Annotated in this window: 14 protein-coding genes; 7 read left to right on the top strand and 7 right to left on the bottom strand. The window is 59.8% G+C overall.

Features of this window, described 5'->3' with window-relative positions:
- Positions 1-30: 30 nt before the first annotated feature.
- Positions 31-852, bottom strand: a complete 822-nt coding sequence (gene iolB / locus FOT55_RS16060) for a 5-deoxy-glucuronate isomerase (RefSeq protein WP_025304578.1) — start codon at positions 850-852, stop codon at positions 31-33.
- 77 nt (positions 853-929) lie between these two features.
- A complete protein-coding gene (locus tag FOT55_RS16055) occupies positions 930-2,435 on the bottom strand; it encodes a CoA-acylating methylmalonate-semialdehyde dehydrogenase (protein ID WP_025304579.1) in 1,506 nt (501 codons plus the stop codon).
- Between the two features lie 556 nt (positions 2,436-2,991).
- Here FOT55_RS16055 and FOT55_RS16050 point away from each other — a divergent pair.
- Together FOT55_RS16050 and FOT55_RS16045 are read left to right on the top strand one after the other, a co-directional pair.
- A complete protein-coding gene (locus tag FOT55_RS16050) occupies positions 2,992-4,434 on the top strand; it encodes a sugar porter family MFS transporter (RefSeq protein WP_147823712.1) in 1,443 nt (480 codons plus the stop codon).
- A 31-nt stretch (positions 4,435-4,465) separates the two neighbouring features.
- A complete protein-coding gene (locus tag FOT55_RS16045; protein WP_147823711.1) occupies positions 4,466-5,302 on the top strand; it encodes a TIM barrel protein in 837 nt (278 codons plus the stop codon).
- A gap of 35 nt (positions 5,303-5,337) precedes the next feature.
- Here the strand turns inward: FOT55_RS16045 and fetB are convergent, their stop codons facing one another.
- From fetB to FOT55_RS16020, 5 genes are all read right to left on the bottom strand, one after another.
- Positions 5,338-6,111: an iron efflux ABC transporter permease subunit FetB gene (fetB, locus tag FOT55_RS16040; protein WP_147823710.1), complete on the bottom strand. Its 774-nt coding sequence runs from the start codon at positions 6,109-6,111 to the stop codon at positions 5,338-5,340.
- Positions 6,098-6,775: an iron efflux ABC transporter ATP-binding subunit FetA gene (fetA, locus tag FOT55_RS16035; protein WP_049205592.1), complete on the bottom strand. Its 678-nt coding sequence runs from the start codon at positions 6,773-6,775 to the stop codon at positions 6,098-6,100. The genes fetB and fetA overlap by 14 nt, the downstream gene beginning before the upstream one ends.
- A 191-nt stretch (positions 6,776-6,966) precedes the next feature.
- The gene (locus tag FOT55_RS16030; protein WP_004930885.1) at positions 6,967-7,254 is read right to left on the bottom strand and encodes a FaeA/PapI family transcriptional regulator; all 288 of its coding nucleotides are present in this window, start codon (positions 7,252-7,254) and stop codon (positions 6,967-6,969) included.
- Positions 7,255-7,291: 37 nt separating this feature from the next.
- Positions 7,292-8,413, bottom strand: a complete 1,122-nt coding sequence (locus FOT55_RS16025; RefSeq protein ID WP_187181955.1) for an FKBP-type peptidyl-prolyl cis-trans isomerase N-terminal domain-containing protein — start codon at positions 8,411-8,413, stop codon at positions 7,292-7,294.
- Between the two features lie 29 nt (positions 8,414-8,442).
- Positions 8,443-8,817, bottom strand: coding sequence for a hypothetical protein (locus FOT55_RS16020; RefSeq protein ID WP_373275267.1), 375 nt, complete (start codon positions 8,815-8,817; stop codon positions 8,443-8,445).
- Positions 8,818-9,612: 795 nt separating this feature from the next.
- Here FOT55_RS16020 and FOT55_RS16015 point away from each other — a divergent pair.
- The 5 genes from FOT55_RS16015 to FOT55_RS15995 all read left to right on the top strand — a co-directional run bounded on the left by FOT55_RS16015 (position 9,613) and on the right by FOT55_RS15995 (position 14,753).
- Positions 9,613-10,143: a fimbrial protein gene (locus FOT55_RS16015; protein ID WP_015379342.1), complete on the top strand. Its 531-nt coding sequence runs from the start codon at positions 9,613-9,615 to the stop codon at positions 10,141-10,143.
- A 91-nt stretch (positions 10,144-10,234) separates the two neighbouring features.
- Positions 10,235-10,786, top strand: coding sequence for a fimbrial protein (locus FOT55_RS16010; RefSeq protein WP_025304586.1), 552 nt, complete (start codon positions 10,235-10,237; stop codon positions 10,784-10,786).
- A gap of 86 nt (positions 10,787-10,872) precedes the next feature.
- Complete coding sequence (locus FOT55_RS16005) at positions 10,873-13,359, top strand: fimbria/pilus outer membrane usher protein (protein ID WP_147823708.1); 2,487 nt, start codon at positions 10,873-10,875, stop codon at positions 13,357-13,359.
- Positions 13,360-13,383: 24 nt separating this feature from the next.
- Complete coding sequence (locus FOT55_RS16000) at positions 13,384-14,130, top strand: fimbrial biogenesis chaperone (protein WP_127146871.1); 747 nt, start codon at positions 13,384-13,386, stop codon at positions 14,128-14,130.
- Between the two features lie 11 nt (positions 14,131-14,141).
- On the top strand, positions 14,142-14,753 hold the full coding sequence (locus FOT55_RS15995) for a fimbrial protein (RefSeq protein ID WP_043139018.1): 612 nt from the start codon (positions 14,142-14,144) through the stop codon (positions 14,751-14,753).
- The last annotated feature ends 5 nt before the right edge of the window (positions 14,754-14,758 follow it).

Below are 14,758 nucleotides of genomic sequence, written 5' to 3'. Positions count from 1 at the left end.
AAAAAGCCCGGCAAGCCGGGCCTCAGGCGCTTATTGCGCGGCGGGATAGCCGTCGCCGTTAATCCAGGCGTGGTCTTTTTCCCAGGTGAATTTCCACTGCCGCACCGGCCCGGCCATCACGTTGAGGTAATAGTTGTCGTAACCCGCCAGGGTCGCCACCGGGTGATAACCGCGCGGCACTTTCACCACGTCACGATTGTAGACCGGCATGCACTCATCGAGCGTGCGATCGTCGGTATAGACGCGCTGCATGCAGAACCCCTGCTCCGGCTGTATGCGGTGATAGTACGTCTCTTCGAGATAGGTTTCGTGCGGTGAGTCTTCTTGATCGTGCTTGTGGCTCGGGTAGGAGCTGGTATTGCCCTCGTCGGTGTAAACCTCCACCACCAGTAGACTGTCGGCCGGCTCACTGTCCGGCAGAATGTTATGCACCAACCGCTGGTTACGCCCCTTGCCGCGCCGCTCCACGCCGATATCCGCCGGCGTAATCAGCCGTGAAGGCAGGTGGCCGCTGCCGGGTGCGCTGCACACCGCCAGCTCCAGATCGGTTTCTGCCCGCACGTCGATGCGATCGTGGTGCGGCACATACACCGCGTAAGGCGGCGTACGTTCGAACGGGCTCATGCGTTTACCGATATGCGGGTATTCGGCGCGCAGCGTGGCGACGGAGGCGATACCGGCAACCAGCACCAGGCACAGTTCCTGGTCGCCGCACTCAAGCTGCAGCGACTGCCCGGCGGCCAGGCGGTAAACGTCAAAGCCGACATAGCGCCAACCGGCATTTTCCGGCGTCACGTGCTGAATACGCCCCTCGGCATTCGGCGTCTGACATTTGGCAAGCAGTGAAGACATCTCGATTCTCCTGTTAATGACCCGTGCAAAGGCCGCTGCCCCGAAGGAGCAACGGCCTGGCCTGAATATGACAGCGCTTAACCCAGCGTCGGCATGCTGAATTCGGACACCGTCTGCTGCCCGGCCGGCCAGCGTGCGGTGGCGGTCTTCATGCGCGTGTAGAAGCGCACGCCGTCGGTGCCGTGCACGTTCAACGCGCCGAACACCGAGCGCTTCCAGCCGCCGAAGCTGTGGAACGCCATCGGCACCGGCACCGGCACGTTGACGCCGACCATCCCGGCCTGCACTTCCTGCACGAACTGACGCGCGTAGTGGCCGCTGCCGGTAAAGATGGCGCTGCCGTTGCCAAACTCATGGCCGTTGACCGTGTCGATGGCGGTGCGATAGTCCGGCACCCGCACGATGCCCAGCACTGGCCCGAAGATCTCTTCGCGGTAGATGCGCATATTCGGCTTCACATGGTCGAACAGCGTGCCGCCGACGTAGTAGCCTTCAGGGTAGCCCGGCACCTGATAATTGCGGCCGTCGGCCACCAGGGTTGCGCCTTCTTCCACGCCCAGATCGATGTAGCCCAGCACCTTTTTCTGGTGGGCAGACGACACCAGCGGCCCCATTTCATTCTCTTCGCCACCCTGCTGCAAGCCCGGCCCGACGCGCAGCTGCGCGATCAGCGGCTTCAGTTTGGCGATCAGTTTGTCGGCGGTATCGTCACCGACCACCACGGCGATCGGCAGCGCCATGCAACGCTCACCGGCGGAGCCGAACGCGCCGCCCATCAACGCGTTGACCGTGGCGTCCAGATCGGCGTCCGGCATGACGATCGCCTGGTTTTTCGCCGCGCCGAAGGCCTGTACCCGCTTGCCGTGCGCGCTGGCAGTGGTATAGATATGTTCCGCCACGGTGGAGGAACCGACGAAGCTCACCGCCTGAATGCGCGGATCGGTGCACAGCTGCGCCGCATCTTCATTGGCGCAGTGCACCACGTTGAACACGCCGTCCGGCAGGCCGGCTTCTTTCAGCAGCTCCGCCAGGCGCACCGAGGCCGAAGGCACCAGCGCCGGCGGCTTGAGGATAAAGGTGTTGCCGCAGGCCAGTGCGATGGGGAACATCCACATCGGCACCATCGCCGGGAAGTTGAACGGGGTAATGCCCGCCACCACACCCAGCGGCTGCATCAGCGAGAAGCTGTCGACGCCGCTGCCGACGTCCGGCGAATACTCTCCCTTGATCAGATGCGGGATACCGCAGGCGAATTCGACCACTTCCATGCCGCGCGTCAGTTCGCCCAGCGCATCCGAATACACTTTGCCGTGCTCGCTGACGATAAGCTCGGCCAGCTCGTCGCGGTGTTGTTCCAACAGCGCCTTGAAATTGAACATGATGCGCGCACGGCGCAGCGGCGTGGTGCGCGACCAGTCGGCGAACGCCCGATGCGCCACGTCGATGGCCTGTTTGACTTCGGCGGCGGTGCTCTGCGTGACGCGCCGCTCAACCTGCCCGCTGGCTGGGTTGTGCACGTCGATGGTTTGATTGCTGCTGCTCAGGCACACCTGCCCGTCAATAAAATTACCCACGGTTTTCATGTCACGCCCTCTTTTCAAGTCCGCTGTCGCCAGGCCACTCACAGGCGGCGCGGCGTTAATCGTCCCGCTCGCCAAACTCCGTCGGCAAGCCGGCTAAATCCTGACCGGATGCAGCAAACTCTATTTCATTGAAAAAAAAGTTTCAAATAAATTGTTTTGAAAAATTTGTTTTTAGTGCGTGAGGTCGCAATTTTGCGGTGTCGATCGGATTGGCGCTTTCATTGCCGTGCCAGGGAAAGCACAACAGCGGCGGAGAAAACAGAGCTAATACACACTGACTTTGCTACAGAAAACCCGCACTGAGCCTGCTCTGCCGTCGTTACCGTCCGCCCCCGAACGCCCAAGGCGCCTGGCGCAGAGGTGACGGTTTTTTTTGAACTGGATCTAAAAATCAATATTCCATTATTCACTAATTATGAAATAAATGTTCTTGTTTGTTCCAGCATTTATCGACGACATCGCCTTGATGACAGGCACGGTTCACACCCTTCCGCTCGCCCTCTTCCCGACACCCCGACCGTGCGGACGGAAGCCAGGATAAAAATCGGAGCAACACATGTCATATCAGCGTAAGCACAATACCGGCTACATATTGCGAATTTGCGGCATCGCCGCCCTGGGCGGCATTCTGTTCGGCTACGATACCGCCGTGATCTCCGGCGCGATCGAAGCGTTGAAAACCTATTTCAGTCTCAGCCCGGCCGAAACCGGTTGGGCCGTCTCCAACGTGGTGATCGGCTGCGTGGTCGGCGCCTTCGCCGCCGGGCCGCTGGCGGCGCGCTGGGGCCGCAAAAAGGCGCTGATGCTGGCGGCGCTGCTGTTCACCGTGTCCGCCGTCGGCGCCGCATTGGCCCCGACCTTCACCTGGTTCGTCATCTACCGCATCATCGGCGGGCTGGCGGTCGGCATTGCCGCCACCGTGTCGCCGATGTACATGTCGGAGGTGTCGCCGAAAGACATGCGCGGGCGGGCGCTCAGCATGCAGCAATTCGCCATCGTCTTTGGCCAGATCGTGATTTTCTACGTCAACTTCAAAATCGCCAGCCTCGCCAGCGAAGCCTGGCTGGTGGAAATGGGCTGGCGCTGGATGTTCGCCTCGGGCGTGATCCCCTGCATTCTGTTCTGCATCCTGGTGTTCGTCATTCCTGAATCGCCGCGCTGGAACGTGATGATGGGCCGCGACGATCAGGCGCTGGCGATGTTGACCAAGGTCTCCAACGCCGCCCACGCGCAGAATCTGCTGAAAGAAATCAAAGACTCGCTGCAGCAGGATCAACAGCAACAGCACCGGAAGCTGAACTACGGCGATGTGCGGGTGCGGTTTATCCTGTTCGTCGGCTGCATGATCGCCATGTTACAGCAGGTCACCGGCGTCAACGTGATGATGTACTACGCGCCCGTAGTGCTGAAAACCGTCACCGAAAACGCGCAGGAAGCGCTGTTCCAGACCATCTGGATCGGCGTGCTGCAGCTGGTCGGTTCGGTCATCGGCGCCATGCTGATGGATCGCATGGGCCGCATTCCGCTGATGCGTTACGGCACGCTGGGCGCCATCGCCGGCCTGCTGCTCACCTCGTACGCGCTCTACACCCAGGCCACCGGCTATTTCGCGCTGTTCGGCATGCTGTTCTTCATGGTGTTCTATGCGCTGTCCTGGGGCGTCGGCGCCTGGGTGCTGGTGTCGGAAATCTTCCCGAACCGCATGCGCGCGCAGGGGATGAGCATCGCCGTCGGCTGCATGTGGGTCGCCAACTTCGCGGTGTCGCAGTCGTTCCCGATGATCAACGACCACCCTTACCTGTTCTCGCATTTCCACGGCGCCTTCCCGATGTGGATCTTCGCCGCCTGCTGTCTGTTCAGCTACTGGTTTATCGGCCGCTATATTCCGGAAACCAAAGGCGTCTCACTGGAAAAAATGGAGCAGGTGGTGATGGCCAAACGCCACCGCCAATCCCTGCCCGACGGCAAGCCGCTGCCGCTGGAAAACGGCAAATCCTGATCTCTCAACCCTGACCGCTGGAGTCATGCCCATGAACATTGCGCTGGACCGCTTCTGCATTAACCGCAAGATCGCGCCGAATCTCAATCTGGACCATTTTTTCCGCCTGGTGAAACGCTGCGGGCTCAGCAAAGTTGAGCTGCGCAACGACATGCCCAGCGGCAAGGTGACCGACGATCTGAGCGACGCGCAGCTCAACGCGCTCGCCGCGCAATACGGCATTGAAATCGTCACGATCAACGCCCTCGGCATGTTCAATCTGATGGATGACCCGGCGGCGCTGCAGCAGCGCGCCGAAGCGTTGCTGGCGCAGGCGCAGGCCATCCACAGCCGGGCGCTGGTGCTGTGCCCGCACTGCAGCGCCGACGACACGCGCAGCGAGCAGCAAAAACGCGACGACACCCTCGCCGCGTTGCGGCTGCTGGCACCGCTGTTTGCGCGCTATGGCGTACAGGGATACGTCGAACCGTTGGGCTTCGGCATCAGCTCGTTGCGATCGTCGCTGCTGACCCAGGCGCTCATCCGCGACTCGGGCGCGCCGTACCGTATCGTGCTCGATACGTTCCACCACTATCTGAGCGGCGTGACGCAAGCCGACTTCGACGCGCAGATCCAGGTGGCGCAGATCGGCCTGGTGCATCTGTCCGGCGTGGAGGACGGGCGGGATAAAGGCACGTTGAGCGACGAAGAGCGCATTATGCTGAGCGAGGGCGATCGGCTAGAGAGCCGCCGCCAGGTACAGAACCTCGAACGCCTGGGCTACACCGGCGTCTATACCTTCGAGCCCTTCTCTTCACAACTGGACAGCTGGAGCGAGGTGGATATCGAACGGGAAATCCGCCAGAGCATCGCCCTGCTGCAAGGGTAAAAAAACGGCCTCCGCGGAGGCCGTTTTTCATGGCGTTACTTCAGGTTGCCGACCACCAGCTGGTGGCGCTCGTTGTAAAACTTACGGTAGGCCAAATAGCAGGCGATGATGGTTGACAGGCTGGCAGTAGAAAGCAGCATGAAGGTCACCATAATCTGGTATTTGATCGCTTTCACCGGATCGATACCGGCAAAGATCAGCCCGGACATCATGCCCGGCAAGCTGACCAGCCCAACGGTTTTCGCCGAGTCCACGGTCGGGATCAGCGAAGCACGGATGCTGTCGCGGATCAGCGCCGCCGACGCGAACTTGGGCGTAGCCCCCAGGCTGAGCATCTCCTGAATCTTCTGCTGCTCGCCTTTGAAACGCTGGCCGAGGTTGGTGTAGCACAGCCCCACCGCCACCATGGCGTTACCGGCGATCATCCCGGAGATGGGGATCACCTGCATCGGCGTAAACTCGATGGAGCCGGTCAATACCAGCACCGCCAGCGTCAGCACCGCGCCGGTGGTAATGGCGATAAACGACGTCACGAACGCGTGTTCGATGTACTTGCTGCGTTTCTTGGCGTTGTAGGCCGCGTTATAGCAGATGAACAGCACCATCAACACGGTGAGAACGGCGTTATCCAGGTCGAAAATATACTTCAGCACGTAGCCGACGATGATCAGCTGCACCACCGCGCGGCAGATGCTCCAGATAATGTCCTTTTCCAGCGCCAGTTTTTCCCGGTGGCTGATCAGGATGGCGACCACCACCAGCACCATCGACAAGCCCAAGGATTCGTTGGTGATGTTATGCTGATTCATGCTGTTGCTCCTGTTGCTCGGCGCCATGCGCGCGCAGGGTGATCACCTCGTCCGCATGCGCTATCTCTTCGGTATCGTGCGTCACCCACAGCACCGCCAGCCGGTGTTCCGCCACCAGTTGATGCACTATTTCGTTGACGTTGCGCTTATTTTCCTCGTCCAACGCGCTGGTGATCTCATCGAGCAACAGCACCCGCGGCATAAACTGCAGGTTGCGGATCAGGGACACGCGCTGCTTCTCCCCGCCGGACAGTTCATTGATGCTTTTGGTCAGCATCGCCTCCGGCAGGCCGAAACGCGCCAGATCGGCCTTCATTTTTCGCTCGGCCGGCGGCTGTTGACGGATCTGGTAGGGCAGCGCCAGATTGTCGTAAACCGTATTGCCGAACAGTGACGGCGTCTGAAAGCAGTAAGAGACCTGCTTGCGATACGCCTCCGGCGACATCTCGTCGATCGCCTGGCCGTCGAAATAGAGCTTTCCGCTGGTCGGATCCATTAAGGAAGAGATGATTTTCAGCAGGGTGCTTTTCCCGCAGCCGGAAGGCCCGGTGATCAGTTTGAACTCACCTTCACCCAGCGTGAAAGAGACGGAATCCAGGATCACCTGGCTGTCTATTTGATAATGAATATCATCCAATCTCAGTATGTCTTTCTTTTCCTTCATTACGATGCCGGCTCCCTACACCTGTTCCCGTCTGAGCGATAAGTATATGGCCGCAAAAAACATCTTAGCAATGGCTGTGCGGATGGCAGTGAACGAAGAGGGAGGATTGACGGAGCGAAACGCCCCGTCAAATGATAAATTTAATTAATGATTGGCTGTGGGAATAGTCAAAAGCGACCACCAAGGTCGAATCACTCTTTTTTTATCGCTGCCTGTTCGTCGCAGCTGTACCAACGGAGAGAATTGTTGATGCTGCGGTGGGTGCAGTGAACCTTGCCCTCCTTTTCCAGCGCCAGCAGCAGGGTGCGGGTGGTATAAATATTTTCGCCGCATTTATCCGCCAGCTCGCGCGTCTTCGGCCACTGTTCCGGCGGGGGATGATGGCCCCCGGATCCTTCCACACGCTCCCTGCACAACCCTTGCAACACATTCAGCATCAGCGATTTTCTGCTTTCAAACGTTTTCGGCGCCTTGGCCATAGCATTCCTCCTGAGTGGTTACTGCTGAGCACCCCGCTCACGGCTGCACGTCAGCGATGCGCAGGGTGTAAATCATGGTGGCATTCGGGGGGATCGCCGGCGGGCTGCCCTGTTTGCCGTACGCCAGCGCCGGCGGCACCACCAGCGTGATCGAGCCGTGGCGCTGCAGCTTCTCGATAGCGGCGCGAAACAGCGGCGGATAGCGCGTCAACGGCTGTGAGATCACCGTCCCCGCCAGCTCCATGTCTTTGACCACCCGCCCGTCGGTCAGGCTTTCGCGCACCACGATATCTACCCGATCGTCGGCGCCGATCGCCCCGCTGCCGGCATAGTCCACCCGGTAGTAGAAACCGAGCGCATCCTGCTTGACGCCCTCCTGGCGGGTAAAAGCGGCCAGATAGTCTTTACCGTCCAGAGGCGGAGCCTGCGTCTGCTGCGCCTGCTGCAAGCGCTGATGCGCCGTGCGCAGCGCGCTGTCGATGGCGGCCTCATCCAGCCGCAACTGCCCGGCCAGGGTATCGGCGATGCCCGCCAACAACAGCGGACTCTCCGCCTCCAGCCCCGCGCGCCGGTTCTCCTGCTGCAGATGCAGAATGTCGCGCCCGAGCGACACGCCGGCGGCATATGCCAGCTTGTCCGCCTCACTGGCCAGCACGGGTGGCTTGGCCGCCTGCTGCCGTTCGGCCAGCAAGGTCTCTACCCGCTGCTGCTGCTGTGCCAGTTGCGCCGCCAAACTTGCGCTGCGCTGTTCGGCCCGCGTGAGCGAAGCGGCCAATGCGCCCACCTCTGGCACCGGCGCAACGGCTTGCCGCAATCCCTTCAGGGCATCGGCCAGCGGCCGAATATCGACGACGACCCGCTCCCGTTTCGCCGCCGCCGCGGCCTGAGCCGCCGCCAACTGCCGCTCCAACTGACGGATTTTCTCCGCCTGTTGTTGCAAAGACTGCTTCAGCGACGTTAAACGAACGCTGTCTGCCCCGACGATGGCGGCCGGTTTGGTGGCCGGTTTGGTGACCGGTGCGGGCGCCGATTTACGCACGGTTTCTTCCCTGGGCGCGGCCGGAGGCGCCTGCCGTTGTTCGGCAAACTTCAACAGCGCGGGAATGCCGTCATCGGCGGCGCAAGCGGCCCCGCTCGCCGCTAACAGCAAAAGAACCATCGCCCATCCCTGCGCGCATCGCTTCATGGCTACAGATTCTCAACCCGGCTGGACAGATCGGACATCAGCTCATGCTCGACGTCGGCGCAGAATTTCTCGGTTTTATATTGATAAAGAGCATCTATCGCTTTACGGGTACTCTCATCCACGTTGCCGCGTACCCCGGCATATCCGGAGGCGTTGGAAAGAAGGCCGTTAAAATAGGCGATGCGTTTTTGGTAACTTTGCGGATTAATATTCTTTAATGAATTAACCCGTTGCTGACAAAGTGCGATGCGTTGCTCATCAGATTTATCATTAGGATTATTCTGTGAGATTTTTTTCACGGAATTCAGTTTTGTCTTGCTCCCGCCCGCACAGCCAGAAAGCGCCATAAAAGACAGCAGAAATATAGCCAAACCCATCCAGCGGCGCCCGCTGCAAGCATTAATCATCGTTATCATTCCGTTTATAATCCTTTAATTGTCACTTAGGTCATCATTATGTGGCGAACGGCAGCAGCACATGCCTTAATTTGATTAATCAAAATGGGTTAGACGGTGAAAAATCCCTATACCGCAATGCGATAGGATAATTCACTACCGGTGTAATTGTTATTTAATTGTTAATCAATTAGGCTTAAACGCGAACTAAACGCGAATAAGAAACCCAATCTCTCGTGAACAAAAAACCATGAAACAACAATAAAAACAATGAATTATGTTTTATATTTTGTTTCTAAAGGGAAATGCATCATCTGCTGCCTAAGGGCGATATTAGCAAAACAATATTGTGAATTGTAGGTATCACCCTATTTCCCCCGATCTAATATCTCGCATATCGTTATTTATATAGTGATTTATACTGGATAATATTTGTATACGATCTATTGATTTTAAAGCAAATATGTTTCTTTTTCCTTTTGGTTTTATATTCTGAATTTGACTTAATTTAATAAAATCTATTTCCAAGCAATACTATTATTTGCAAGAATATTCCCAGCAACACGCCACACGTAAAACTCGTATTTTATTTACCAGAAAATCCATTGTCGATTTTCCAAATCTCGTTATTTCTCATAAATAACGGATGTCGGCGTATTGCCCAGAGCAAAAGGATCTGGCTCCAACCGCACGGACGGCGACATGGCGTTGCCGCCGCCGCGGGGGATTTAGATGTGCTGTTCTTTTATTTAAAAACTCTCTACAGGAACCTGAGAAATGAAACTGAATAAATTAATGCTGGCAACCGTGATTGCTTTCGCTTCCGCCTCTGTTGCTCATGCCGCATCTAATCAGGGCAGCGGTAAAGTCACCTTTACCGGCGAAATTATCGATGCGCCATGCAGCGTCGCGCCGGAATCCGTTGACCAAACCGTGCCGATGGGCCAGATCAGCAGCCGCATCCTGGCCAACCAGGGTAAATCCAGCATGCAGCCTTTCAACATCGAACTGAAAGATTGCTCCATCTCCACCATGAAAAACGTCAAAGTGACCTTTACCGGCACGCCTGATCCGGTCAACAACAAACTGCTGGCCCTGAGCGGCACGGCAACCGGCGCCGGCATCGTGATCTACGACAACCTGCACTCCAAAGAAGTGGAACTGGGCACCGCAACCGACGGTCAGGGTCTGAACGACGGCGACAACTCGCTGAAATTCGCCGCTTACCTGCAGGGCAGCAGCGCCTCAAGCGCCGTGGTACCAGGCGACTTCACCAGCGTGGCGAACTTCACCCTGGCTTACCTGTAATACCCCACAGGGGATGTCTCAGGGCATCCCCCGCTTTATTGCATGCCGCGGATACCGGCAAGGGAACAGGGAAAGACAGGGAGACGCCAGCATGACTATCCGCCTTTGCGGCCTGTTGCTCATCGCGCTCAGCGTCGGCAGCGCGGCGGCGGCAGCGAAAAATCAGGGCCACGGCAAAGTCAGCCTGGGCGGCACCATCGTTGAAACGCCGTGCGGCATCGCCAGCGACAGTCTGGATCAAACCGTCGATTTTGGTCTGATTTCCATGACCGACGCCTCGCAGGACGGGCAATCGGTGCTGATCGGCAGCCGCCGCCATTTCACGATCAAACTGGTGAACTGCGAGCTGGCCAGTCAGGTGAAACCTGACTTCATCTATCGCGCGGCCAACGTCACGTTCGACGGCACCGCCGACAGTGGGGATCCTTCCCTGCTCGGCGTTTACGGCGAGGCGCAGGGCGTGGCTATCGAGCTGTTGACCGATGCCGGCACCCCGATCCCGCTCGGCAGCACGACGGCGGATTACCAGATCGTCGCCGGCGACAACACGCTGCGCTTTGGCGCGCAGTTGCGCCTGCATCCTGACAAGGCGCGGGCAGGCGGCTTCAGCTCTCTGGCCAAATTCACCCTGTCTTATCTCTAGCGCCGGCGGGCGCTGCACAGCATTACGTATTCAGGTCGTACGGATGACCTGCTATTGGGCGCGGACTTGCCATGAGTGATTATGCTATGACGTCATTACTGACACGGAAACACCTACCTCTCCTCGTCATTCTATCTTTCCTCTGGGTGCGTCCGGCATTTTCCGCCACGGAATTCAATACCGACGTCCTGGATATCGGCGAGCGCAGCAAAGTGGACCTTTCGCGCTTCTCCGACGCCGACTACGTCATGCCCGGCGCTTATTTGCTGGACATCAAGATCAACCAGAAAACGCTGCCCCAGCGCAGCATTCAGTATTTCCCGTCACCGGATAACAAGAGCGGCAGCCAGGTGTGCCTGCCGCCTGACCTGGTGGAAAAAATGGCGCTGAAAGAAGAGGCGGCCAAAAAAGTCACCCTGTGGCACGACAACCAGTGCGCCGACATTCGCGGCGTCAAAGGCGCGACCGTCTCCGATCGCATCGGCGGCGGCGTGCTGGCGATCACCATCCCGCAGGCATGGATGAAATACTCCGATCCCGACTGGACGCCGCCCGAACAGTGGGACGACGGCATTCCCGGTCTGCTACTGGACTACAACCTGAGCGGCCAGTTAGGCAAGCAGAATCACAACAACAACACCGCCCAGAACCTGAGCAGCTACGGCACGCTGGGCGCCAACCTGGGCCCCTGGCGCCTGCGCGCGGACTACCAGGCCAATTACAATCAGCAGGCCGGCGATCGCAGCACCGGCTTCGACTGGAACCAGATCTACGCCTACCGCGCGCTGCCGATGCAGGCCGCCAAGCTGACGCTGGGTGAGATTTATCTCGACTCCGGGGTGTTCGACGCCTATCGCTTCACCGGCCTCAATCTGGCCAGCGACGAGCGCATGCTGCCGCCGAACCTGCAGGGCTACGCGCCGGAAGTGCGCGGCATCGCCAAGAGCAACGCCAAGATCACCGTCTCGCAGGAAGGCCGCACGCTGTACGAAACCACCGTGCCCGCCGGGCCGTTCGCCATTCAGGATCTCAACAGCTCGGTGCGCGGCAAGCTGGACGTCAAGGTGGAAGAGCAGGACGGCACCGTCTCGACCTTCCAGGTGGATACCGCCACCATTCCGTACCTGACCCGCCCGGGCTACGTGCGCTACAACGTGGCGCTCGGCAAAACCTCGGCCTACGACCACCGCACCCAGGGCCCGCTGTTTTCCGCCAGCGACTTCTCCTGGGGGCTGAGCAACGCCTGGTCGCTGTATGGCGGGGCGCTGCTCGGCGGCGACTATAACGCCTGGGCGCTCGGCCTCGGCCGCGATCTGAACGTGTTCGGCGCCATGTCGCTGGACGTCACCCAGTCGATCGCCCGTCTGCCCGGCGAGCCGACCGCCAGCGGTATGTCGTTCAAGCTCAACTACGCCAAACGCTTCGACGAGCTGAACAGCCAGATCACCTTCGCCGGCTACCGCTTCTCGCAGCGCAAGTTCATGAACATGTCGCAGTACCTGCAGGAGCGTTACGGCGATTACGACAAGAATTACAACGGCCGCCAGAAAGAGCTGTACACCATCACCGCCAGCAAAACCTTTATGGCGGAAGACAGCGCCAAGGCGATCACCGCCTACCTGACCTACTCGCACCAGACCTATTGGGATGCGCGAACCCAGGACCGTTACGGGCTGTCGGCCAGCAAGCTGTTCAGCGTCGGCGATATCAGCAACATCACCGCCTCGCTGTCGGCTTACCGCACCTATTACCAGGGCCGCACCGACGACAGTGTGATGCTCAACTTCACCGTGCCGATCGGCGACCGTCGGCGCGTCGGCTATGCGCTGCAAACCAACAACGGCGATGTCACGCAGACCGCGTCGTACAACGACTACAGCGATCCGGACAATACCTGGCAGGTCAGCGGCGGCTTTAATCAGTCCGGCAAATCGCTGGCGCGCGGGTACTACACCCACAACGCCTCGTTTGGCTCACTGAACGCCAGCGCCTCTTACCAGCAGGACAGCTACTCGTCGATCGGCGGCTCGTTCCGCGGCGGCCTCACTGCGACCCGGCACGGCATCGCGGCGCACCAGAACTCGAGCAACGGCGGCAGCCGCATGATGCTCGACACCGACGGCATCGCCGGCGTGCCGATCAACAACGGCCGCGCCTACAGCAACCGTTTCGGGCTGGCGGTGATTTCCGACATCACCAGCTACTACAACACCGACACCCGCATCGACGTCAACAAGCTGGCAGACGACGTCGAGGCCACCCGCGCCGTGGTGCAAGGCACGCTGACCGAAGGCGCCATCGGCTACCGCCACTTCGAGGTGGTGAAAGGCAGCAAGCTGCTGGCCACCATTCGCCTCGCGGACGGCAGCGAACCGCCGTTCGGCGCCGCGGTGCTGAGCGAGAAAGGCCGCGAGGTCGCGGTGGTCAACGACGGCGGCTCGGTCTACCTGACCGGCGTGCAGCCGGAGGAAAAACTGGACGTCGCCTGGGAAGGCCAACGCCGCTGCCGCATCGTGATCCCGGGCGCCGCCAAGCCGCTGGACCAGCTGCTGCTGCCGTGCGCCACCCTGTAATCCGTAACGCTGAGAAATAATGACATGAACACACACCCGATAACGCTACTGACCGCCGCTGGCCTGGCCCTGAGCGCCGTACTGCCCACCGCCGACGCGGCGATATCGCTGGATCGCACGCGCGCCGTCTATGTGAGCGACGCCAAATCGATCAGCCTGAATATCGTCAATGAAAACAAAGAGCTGCCCTTCCTGGCGCAGTCCTGGCTGGAGAACGAGCAGCACCAGAAAATCACCTCGCCGCTGGTGGTGCTGCCGCCGTTGCAGCGCGTGGAGCCAAGCGAGCGCAGCGTAGTGCGCATCACCAAGACGCCGGAGGCGGATCGCCTGCCGCAGGATCGCGAGTCGGTGTTCTACTTCAACCTGCGCGAAATTCCGCCGAAAAGCACCAAAACCAACGTGATGCAGCTGGCGCTGCAAACGCAGATCAAGCTGTTCTACCGGCCGAAGGCCATCGTCGCGCCCAAGGGCCAGGTGTGGCAGGAAAAGCTGGTGTTCCGTAAAAGCGGCGGCGCTATCTCCGTCGATAACCCGACGCCGTTTTACATCACCCTGACCGGCATGACGCGGCAGACGCAAAAACAGGGCGGCGGCGCGATCGGCGGTTTTCAGCCGCTGATGCTGAAGCCGAAATCCAGCGAAAGCCTCAAGCTGCACGATACCGGCATGAACAGCTTCGTCATCACCTACATCAACGACTACGGCGGCCATCCGGAGCTGCGCTTCGTCTGCAATGGCGGCGTTTGCACCGCCGTGCCCGAGAAAAAATAAGGAGGTCCAGCATGGCTGAATTCACCGATCGACTGCGCCCGCTGCTGCTCGGCGCACTGCTGTGCGGCGGCAGCGCGATGGCGGCAACGCCGCTGGGCGTGATCGAAGGCACCACCGGCACCGTCAGCTTTCACGGCGGCCTGCTCAGCTCCCCCTGCAGCCTGACGCCGGACAGCCGGGATCAGTCCGTCGATCTGGGCGACGTCAGCGCACGCGACTTCCGCAACGCCGGCGACCGCAGCGCGCCGGTGCGTTTTCGCCTCTCGTTCCGCAACTGCCTGCTGGGCGCGCGCGCGCTGGCGGATAACCCGGCCGGCCCGCGCAACGGCGACGCCGGCCGCCTCTACCTGCAGGGTGAGCAGGCCGCCACGCTGGTATTTCTTGGCGAAAGCGACGTCGACAACCCGTCGTTGCTGAAGCTGAACGGCGGCGTACAGGGCATCGGCCTGCGGCTGCAAGACCAGCAGGGCCAGGTGCTGGAGCTGAATCAGCGCAGCCGCCCTTACATTCTGCAGCCCGGCAGCAACACTCTGTGGTTCAGCGCCAGCGTGGAATCCACCCAGCGGGCGGTGATGGCCGCCGGGTTCGCCGCCGTGGCGCACATTCAGGTGATTTACCTGTGAGGCTC

It is taken from the genome of Serratia bockelmannii, from assembly GCF_008011855.1.
GTDB lineage: Bacteria > Pseudomonadota > Gammaproteobacteria > Enterobacterales > Enterobacteriaceae > Serratia > Serratia bockelmannii.
This window is presented reverse-complemented; position numbering and strand designations above follow the sequence as displayed.

Coding starts and splice junctions, on each gene's coding strand:
- iolB (WP_025304578.1), bottom strand. CDS start 852: ATGTCTTCACTGCTTGCCAAATGTCAGACGCCGAATGCCGAGGGGCGT.
- FOT55_RS16055 (WP_025304579.1), bottom strand. CDS start 2,435: ATGAAAACCGTGGGTAATTTTATTGACGGGCAGGTGTGCCTGAGCAGC.
- FOT55_RS16050 (WP_147823712.1), top strand. CDS start 2,992: ATGTCATATCAGCGTAAGCACAATACCGGCTACATATTGCGAATTTGC.
- FOT55_RS16045 (WP_147823711.1), top strand. CDS start 4,466: ATGAACATTGCGCTGGACCGCTTCTGCATTAACCGCAAGATCGCGCCG.
- fetB (WP_147823710.1), bottom strand. CDS start 6,111: ATGAATCAGCATAACATCACCAACGAATCCTTGGGCTTGTCGATGGTG.
- fetA (WP_049205592.1), bottom strand. CDS start 6,775: ATGAAGGAAAAGAAAGACATACTGAGATTGGATGATATTCATTATCAA.
- FOT55_RS16030 (WP_004930885.1), bottom strand. CDS start 7,254: ATGGCCAAGGCGCCGAAAACGTTTGAAAGCAGAAAATCGCTGATGCTG.
- FOT55_RS16025 (WP_187181955.1), bottom strand. CDS start 8,413: ATGGTTCTTTTGCTGTTAGCGGCGAGCGGGGCCGCTTGCGCCGCCGAT.
- FOT55_RS16020 (WP_373275267.1), bottom strand. CDS start 8,817: ATGGGTTTGGCTATATTTCTGCTGTCTTTTATGGCGCTTTCTGGCTGT.
- FOT55_RS16015 (WP_015379342.1), top strand. CDS start 9,613: ATGAAACTGAATAAATTAATGCTGGCAACCGTGATTGCTTTCGCTTCC.
- FOT55_RS16010 (WP_025304586.1), top strand. CDS start 10,235: ATGACTATCCGCCTTTGCGGCCTGTTGCTCATCGCGCTCAGCGTCGGC.
- FOT55_RS16005 (WP_147823708.1), top strand. CDS start 10,873: ATGACGTCATTACTGACACGGAAACACCTACCTCTCCTCGTCATTCTA.
- FOT55_RS16000 (WP_127146871.1), top strand. CDS start 13,384: ATGAACACACACCCGATAACGCTACTGACCGCCGCTGGCCTGGCCCTG.
- FOT55_RS15995 (WP_043139018.1), top strand. CDS start 14,142: ATGGCTGAATTCACCGATCGACTGCGCCCGCTGCTGCTCGGCGCACTG.